Source organism: Bartonella sp. AA89HNZF, from assembly GCF_042196905.1.
GTDB lineage: Bacteria > Pseudomonadota > Alphaproteobacteria > Rhizobiales > Rhizobiaceae > Bartonella.
The window spans coordinates 19,790-27,603 of sequence record NZ_JBHIRD010000022.1 but is presented as its reverse complement, the minus strand read 5'-3'; the positions used below and the strand labels follow the sequence as shown (position 1 = coordinate 27,603).

Genomic DNA, 7,814 nt, shown 5'->3' with positions numbered 1-7,814 from the left:
GCATTTGGCAAAAGAAGATAAGTTGGAACCTGTGGAACAACAGCTCTAATTTGGAGATTAGACGAAGGATTAATAGGAGCAGAATCCCCAGAAGGCTTTGGTTCAACAGGGGCAGAAGGAGGAGAAACAGTATCCAGAGATGAAGTGTCCTCTGGAGCAGAGGGCTCAGATGGCAGAACATCATTAGTAGAATCTTCAACTGGAACAAACGGTGCAGGCATAGGTTGCACAGCAGAAGGATTTTCTGGAACTGTTGGTACAGAGGGAGGCTCAGACGGAACTGGTGCAGAAGGAGTCAGCGTCGAATCCGTAGGGATAAATATTTCAGACGGTTCAGATCCTTCAGGCAAAGAAGGTGTAGATGGTATAAGTGGAGGCTCAACAGAAGGGGGTTGTTCAGGTGAAATAGTCTCTGTTGGTCGTTTAGAAGGAACCGTCTCTTCTTCAGATTGAGGAGGTAAAACTGTAGACGTTGGCTTAGAAGCAGTTTCAGAAGAATCTAATTCAGGACCAATGTAAACACTTTCGAGACGAAAATCCCAAAAATCCCCTTCTCCAACAACCAATCTATTCTTTGGATCTGCATTTCCAGAAGAAGAACTTGGACCATAGACACGAAGTTTATATTGATAAGGAAATCCATTCACCGTAGTATAACTATTGGCTAACTTAAAAGAACTTTCCTCTGCTGTCCCAGCAACTTGAACAAGTGAAATACTTTGACTTCCTTTATTGCCAGCTTCTTCTTCTAAGGTTTTGGAAAATTTCTCCATCATGAGCAGTGTACTTCCCAAAACATTCCCGTAGATCAAAATACGATCAGTTTTTTGAGGATTAAACGAGCCGTCATTATTCACAAACGCACTCATCTTAATCTGCACATTTCCCTTTGCATTATAGGCTTCTTTATCATATTGTATCCCCTCTATTGGATTTATGTCATTTAGATTACTTCCTTTCTCAATATATACTTTTCCAATATATAGCGTTTGATAATCTTGAGATATAAATTTATCAAAAAAAATTGTGCTATCAGAAATGCTTATAGACGAAAGTAATGAATCTACAGGAAGAGATTCTTGCAAATCTGTATGTTTCCTTTTGGTGAGATACCATGCAGAACCATGTGTTAATTCTAAGTGAACAGTTGATACATCCTCAACACGAATACCCCCTGTAAGAGTAGAATTCTTTGCTTTCACCAATAGAGAAGAATTATTTTGAGCCTTTAACAATAAATCACCAGAGATCTTTGTCCTTTCTGTTAATTCAATGGTAGCTTCAGCTCCATAAATATCATCTCCCGTACTATAAATGGCAATACCATCGGGAACTGAAAAAGTTGTCTGTGACAAATGCAAAGATGCTTCACCCCAAACAATTTTTTCTACTTTTGAAAGTTTTTCACTCCCTACCTTAAACATATCACCCCATACATCTGGGCCTAATCCATAAAAATACAGACCGTATACTCCCTCACCCTGAACAGAAATTTCTGTACCTTCAATCTTAATACTTGTCTTTTTAAACTCATTTGATGAAGCGTATTCTTGAATCAATTTACCTTCAGCATCTGCATAACCTGCAAAATTCGTAATCAAGAAGCCATGCATATCAGTGAGCTGAATAGAATCACCACGCAAATGAACATCACCACCCTGTGATATGTCAAAAGCTCTTGGAAATTCATCAATAGTTTCATTATCAACTACAATCGTATGTTTCTTACCTTTTCCCTGAATATTGGTTGTATCAATAAGATATTTTCCCCCAAATTGTGTTGAAAACGCACCAATCTCATGAAAAATAATAGTACTGCCTGACATCCTAACGAATGCATCAGAACTACTCACAAATCCAATCCCTTTTGCATTCAAATTATCTGATACAATATCAATATTTACGCTCACTAAAGCAATATCGGTTTTTTTTCCTTCTGCACATACAGCTTGCAAACTACCTTCAATCTTCCCTCTATTCATCACAACTTGCCCGTTCTGAACACGAAAACCGGACATATCCTTAATATTTGAATTGGTTAGAACAAGCTTGCCATCATCTTTTACAGATGCACTATATAAAAATGACTGCTTTGGCCTATGCGAGATAATATTTGTCTCTAATAAATTTAAAACAGTTCCCTCTTTTTCTATAGAGAAGACAGCAATAAAATCATCTAGAGAAGAGACAGAAGGAGTATAATTTTTATTACTTATCGTATGTTTTTTACTATCGCTATATGTAAAAAAACTCCCTGATACATTACAGGAAGTTCCTAAATTATTAGGATTCGCATTAACACTCACGATTGGCAAAAAAGAAACAATAGCCGTTGTAATAAATAAAAATCTATACCCGCTTAATACATTAACCATAACTTTATTCCTAATTTGCCTTTCTCCCCTGTTAGTTAAAAATAAAAAACATTCCCCATAACATTAAGTTAAACACACTAAAAATAGCAAGTATAAAACTTAAATAATCACTTTATACTTCATAAAACACTCTATAACTTATGTAAAATTACTCTATATTTCATAGGCACCTAAAAACGATAGTATAAACCGCCTGAAAAAATAATCCCTGAAAAACCACCTTTTCTAAGGCAATGCTGATAAGTTACATCTCCATGCAAAGCAAAGTTTGAAGACAACTGAGCCTTCAATCCCATTCCAGTTTCTAGAGAAGAGCCAAAAGCCCTTATTGGAATTCATCTCCAAACCGCACACGTTGTTTTCCTCTAAAACTAATGGCAAGCTGAAGCTTGCAATTGAAAGAAACAACAAGAGCCTCTTCAGAAGCAGCAAGCATCTTTCTTAAAGACCACCAACACGCATCACCCATAAATCAAGCTTTCCCATTTCGACATCAAATCCATCGTTATCAGACGCCTTATCAAACCGCACATTTTGATAAATAACCTAAACCTGCGGATCAAAAATAACCCCTTTATGCCCTGTCGTAAATGACTTGCCCGCAATCAATGAAGCACTCAAAGGTGTTTCCTTCAATGTTGCTGTCTTGCCTCTTGCTTGCGTGAAAACATCCCCTTTAAATAAACCATAGGAAAAAAGGACATCTATATAAAAGCCTGTATCATGCTGCATGCTGCCATATACTGTAATAGACCATTTATCAAATGTACTTTTTTGCTTTCTTTAACATCTTGAGGTTGTAGAGAGTTTTTTTCCATTATTCTCCATTATTCCAAAGCTCAAAGTGTGATGTGTATCCTCAATCGCATTGAGCAAGACACTTGCCTCTATACCATGAACATCAGAAACCTGAATCTTACCTTCATCAAAGGAAAGAACCACCCTGCTTCACACCAAACACAGATTGAGATAACGTAGCATTTCTACCACTTTTCTTTTCGCCATTTCCTGTAATAGAACTCTTTTTAAAAGAAGTTTTATTATCTTTTGACACAACCACTGCTGATGTAATCTTCTCAGATCTCTTTAATTCTAAAATTCCATCAGTTCCTGAAAGCCTTTTTCCCCTTTACTTTTTTGCGGCTTAATAACTATGTTATGAATTCGTATTGTAAAAATAACACCTGTAGTCCTCCTATCCAATCCACTCATATATAACTTATTACGACTTCCAAAAGTACGAGAAGCATCAACTGTATCACACGAATACGACTTAAAAAGAGAATTACACGAGGGGTTATAATCTTCTGCACTCACATCTATCACTCACATCTATATTGTGCACGAAGAAAGAAATAGAGGTCGTAAGAGAACACACACACATAGCGTTTTAGTACTTTAATCATAATTTAGTCTAAACTTTCTTTATTTTATCTTCATAAAAAACTGAAAAGACACACCTGGTTCATCTACTCATTATTCTTATTATGTGCCGTTACATATAATTTGTTTTGTGTTATATGTAAAGTCAAAAATCAGAAAAATAACACAATAAAACCATGTTTTGTGTTTATGTCTTTCACAAAGGATGTATTAAAGAAAAATACAATTAAAAACGATAACTTAATCCACCAGAAAAATGCGTTCCGGAAAAGCCGTCACTCGTAAATTTATGCTGATAAATCAGATCGCTATGAAAAATAATTTTTGGAGATAATTGCGAAAAAACACCAAATCCAGCTTCTAAAGAAGTCCCAAAGGAACCAAGCTGGAAGGCATCTTTAAAATATACAAATTGTTTATCATCAAAACTACGAATGAAATGAAGCTTACCATAGAATGAGAGAACATGTGCATCTTTATCTTTAGTAAATGTAAGTGTCTTCGTTAAATACCCACCAATACGCATCCCCCAATGATCTGGACTTCGCATATCAATATTAAAATTATCAATATCACGAGTCTTATGAAACTGGAGATTTTGATAAACAAACTGAACCTGTGGTTCAAAAATAAAATATCGGCTGCCTATCATAAACGTTTTACCAGCAATTAAAGAAACACTTAGGGGCTTCCCTCTCAATGCAGCCGTTTTACCTCGCTCAAGTGTGAGAACATTTCCATTAAACAAACCATAAGAGAAGAGACCATCCATATAGAGACCCGTATCATGCTGCATGCTTCCATATGCTGTTATTGTCCATTTATCAAATATACTTTCTTGACTTTGTTTAACCTTTCGAGGCTGCAAAGAAAGCTTGCCATAATTTCCCATAATCCCAAAAGATGTCGTACTGTATGCACTTTCGATTTTCTTGAGTAAAACACCTGCCTCTAGTGCATTATAATCAAGCTCACCGCCATAATCACCATATTTAAATGCAGACAAATTTGAAGTATAATGATGATGTCCACCGTAACCGCGCAAAAACAAAGCGGGATTTTCATCATTTTTCAACAACCGACCAGAAACAGTTCGCAGCGCTTGCAACTGCTTGCTTTGATTACTGATATCCATCAAACCAGCATAAAATAAGGTATTTGGCACAAGAATATAAGTCAAAACCTGTGGAACAACGACTCTCACATTTGGCTCAAAATGAGAAGAAGGCTCAAAAACAGATGCCGGAACAGAAGAACCAGACGCAGGTGGAGTAACAACAAAAGGAGTGGGTGAAACAGATGGCGGAACAGAAGAACCAGATGCAACTGGGGAAACAACAGAAGGAGTGGATGAAACAGATGACGGAACAGGTGAACCAGATGCAACTGGGGAAACAACAGAAGAAGTGGGTGAAACAGATGACGGAACAAGTGAACCAGATGCAACTGGGGAAACAACAGAAGGAGTGGGTGAAACAGATGACGGAACAAGTGAACCAGATGCAACTGGGGAAACAACAGAAGGAGTGGGTGAAACAGATGGCGGAACAGGTGAACCAGATGCAACTGGGGAAACAACAGAAGGAGTGGGTGGAACAGATGGCGGAACAAGTGAACCAGATGCAGGTGGAGAAACTGGATTAGATTCAGCAATAGCGGGAACAACAGGTGCAAGAGAGGAAAGAGGATTGGGGATCTCAAGTACAAAAACATCAGATACATTAGGTGTGGTCGTAAGATGGGAATCCCTATCAGGAGAATCTACAGGAGAAGAAAGACTTGGCTCCTGAGGTTTTTGCTGAGAGTTAGAATCAATAGAACCATCCTCACCTCCAGTAATATTAGGATGAATTTTAAGAACAGAAGGAATATCATCAGAAGAAGGGGGGACAACCAAATCAAGAACAGGAAAAACCTTAGTGGAATCAACAAATTGACTTTCAAGTCGGAAATCCCAAAATGTTCCAGTATTTTTAAGCACTCTTTGATTGGAATCTGCAGTCCCTAAAGCAGAGCCTGGACCATAACTCTTAAGATGATACTGATAGGGGGAGGCTTCAAGTGTGACATACCCCCCATTTAACTGAAAAGAATCTTCCATGGCTTTTCCATAAACCTGAATAATGGAAATCCCCTGATTATTACCACCATCTCCCGTCAATGCCCCTGAGCTTCCAGGAACACTATACACATGAACTGTTGTTTTTCCTTCAAGATCACCATTGATTAAAAGCCGGTCAGTTTTTTGCTCTTGCAGAACTCCGCCTTTATCCAAATATGCATTAAGATAAAGATTCACATCACCGTGCGCTTTATAGACAGTCCCAGATCCTTTTCCAATGAGAAGTGTCTGATAACCATTTGTTTTTTTAGATTTTAATTCTTCAAAAACAAGAGAACTATCCGTAAGATTAACCGATGAAATAGAAGAATAATCTTTTAACCTAAAACCAGAAGCATCAGAATTTTGCAATTTGTCATATTTTGGTCGCGATAAAATCCACTTTGAACCATTTTTTAAATCTATCTTAGCTGTAGAACTTTCATCAACATGTGCGCCTCCTACAAGGGTAGAAGCATCAGCCTCAATCTTTACATTAGAACGCTCAACAGCTTTCAGGAGTGAATCTCCAGAAATTTTTGAATTTTGTAAGAGTTTAACAGAACTTTCGAATTCTCGACTATAAATAGCCGTACTTTCTGGAGCCATAAAAGTTGTCTTTGTCAAATGGACAGTCCCTTTTCCAGGTATAATTGTTTTTTTATCATTTAAGACAGCTTCCCAAAAAAAGTGCATGCCATTAAATCCATTCCCTCTCACAAAAATATTGGAATATTTTATATGAGCAGCATTATGGTTATTCCCCTGCACTACAATACCATGAACATTGTCGACATTAACGTTTCCTTTCTGGAAATTAAGAGAGCCTTTCCCCTGAAGCATACTAAAAGCAGAACCTTCACGATAATTATCTGTATTTGTTCCCAGTTTCCCCCTCCCACTAATAGAAACGCCCTCTAAATTAATTTCTCCATCTCCTCCTGTTTGAACACCAATACCATCAGCAAAATTAATTTTTCCTCCTTTCATATAAATTTTTGCACCATTATGACTCAAAAGACCTATCGCATCAGAAGATGTCTTAATCTCTGTCTTGGTCAAAGAAACAAACGACCCTTTACCCCCAACACTGATCCCCATTCTGGTTGCTTTAATCACCCCATTCTGCATCTCAAAAGCTCCCTCATCATTAATATCGGCCCCTATCGACACGTTATTTAACATGGAATCAAATAGAGCAACGCCTCCCCCATTTGAGGACTTTACAGCTGTTGTCCAAGCGTTTGTTTCTGAATGTCCATGTGCACTCGAAGCACCGTTAATGATTATAGCCTCTCCCTCAATGACTGTATTTTTCCCTGATGCCTCTATGGCAGCATCAGAACTTTCACCCGTAAGTTGATAAGTTTTCTTGGCAATTTCATGCGTTTTACCATCATTACAGCGATAAAATGAGGCACTTTCGTTACATGAATATGGCTTCTTCTCAGAAGAAATCTCACCTGCATCAGTATTGTATACAAAGAAAAAAATAACCGTTGTAAAATGACATAAAGAGAGATGATTTTTAAACATAATTTTCTACAAACTTTCTTCCCCTTCTCTAAAAACAAAAAACACGCATTCTGTTTAATAAATTTGGTTACGCGTGATAATTTAAAATACGTTTTGGATTTTATATATCCACCCTATGTTTTATGTAAAGCCAGAATCCCAAAATATCACAATTTAAAATTGTATTATTTATAAAAACGCGTAAAAATATAGATAGAAATAAAAACTCTACCCCAAAGCGGTGATTTCAAGAGAATTTAATAAAAATACACTAAAGGAAGAAAAACAGCATAAGAAGCAAAAACTGCAAACCAGAAAGCCCTATCTCGTTTCTAAAAAGAAACAAACTTGCTCATGCAAAAAAACATTTTTTTAAAAAACTTGTTTAAAAAGTTGCAAACAAATAATAAAAAACCACAAGCTATGCTTATGGCTTTTTA

At 37.0% G+C, this 7,814-nt stretch carries 3 protein-coding genes and 1 pseudogene; all 4 read right to left on the bottom strand.

Features of this window, described 5'->3' with window-relative positions; genetic code table 11:
• Positions 1-2,375: autotransporter outer membrane beta-barrel domain-containing protein (locus tag ACFIN0_RS08280; RefSeq protein ID WP_375702293.1), on the bottom strand; the 2,375-nt coding region annotated here is incomplete at its 3' end.
• A gap of 170 nt (positions 2,376-2,545) precedes the next feature.
• Positions 2,546-3,272: pseudogene (locus tag ACFIN0_RS08275) on the bottom strand (autotransporter outer membrane beta-barrel domain-containing protein); the annotation flags it as partial.
• Positions 3,273-3,300: 28 nt separating this feature from the next.
• Positions 3,301-3,429 carry a hypothetical protein gene (locus ACFIN0_RS08270; protein WP_375610851.1) on the bottom strand — a complete coding sequence of 43 codons (129 nt, stop codon included), beginning with the start codon at positions 3,427-3,429 and terminating at the stop codon, positions 3,301-3,303.
• A 555-nt stretch (positions 3,430-3,984) separates the two neighbouring features.
• Positions 3,985-7,395: an autotransporter outer membrane beta-barrel domain-containing protein gene (locus ACFIN0_RS08265; protein WP_375702292.1), complete on the bottom strand. Its 3,411-nt coding sequence runs from the start codon at positions 7,393-7,395 to the stop codon at positions 3,985-3,987.
• Between the last annotated feature and the right edge of the window lie 419 nt (positions 7,396-7,814).

Excerpts from the sequence above, each read along its gene's own strand:
- ACFIN0_RS08265 (WP_375702292.1), bottom strand. The coding sequence starts at position 7,395 with ATGTTTAAAAATCATCTCTCTTTATGTCATTTTACAACGGTTATTTTT.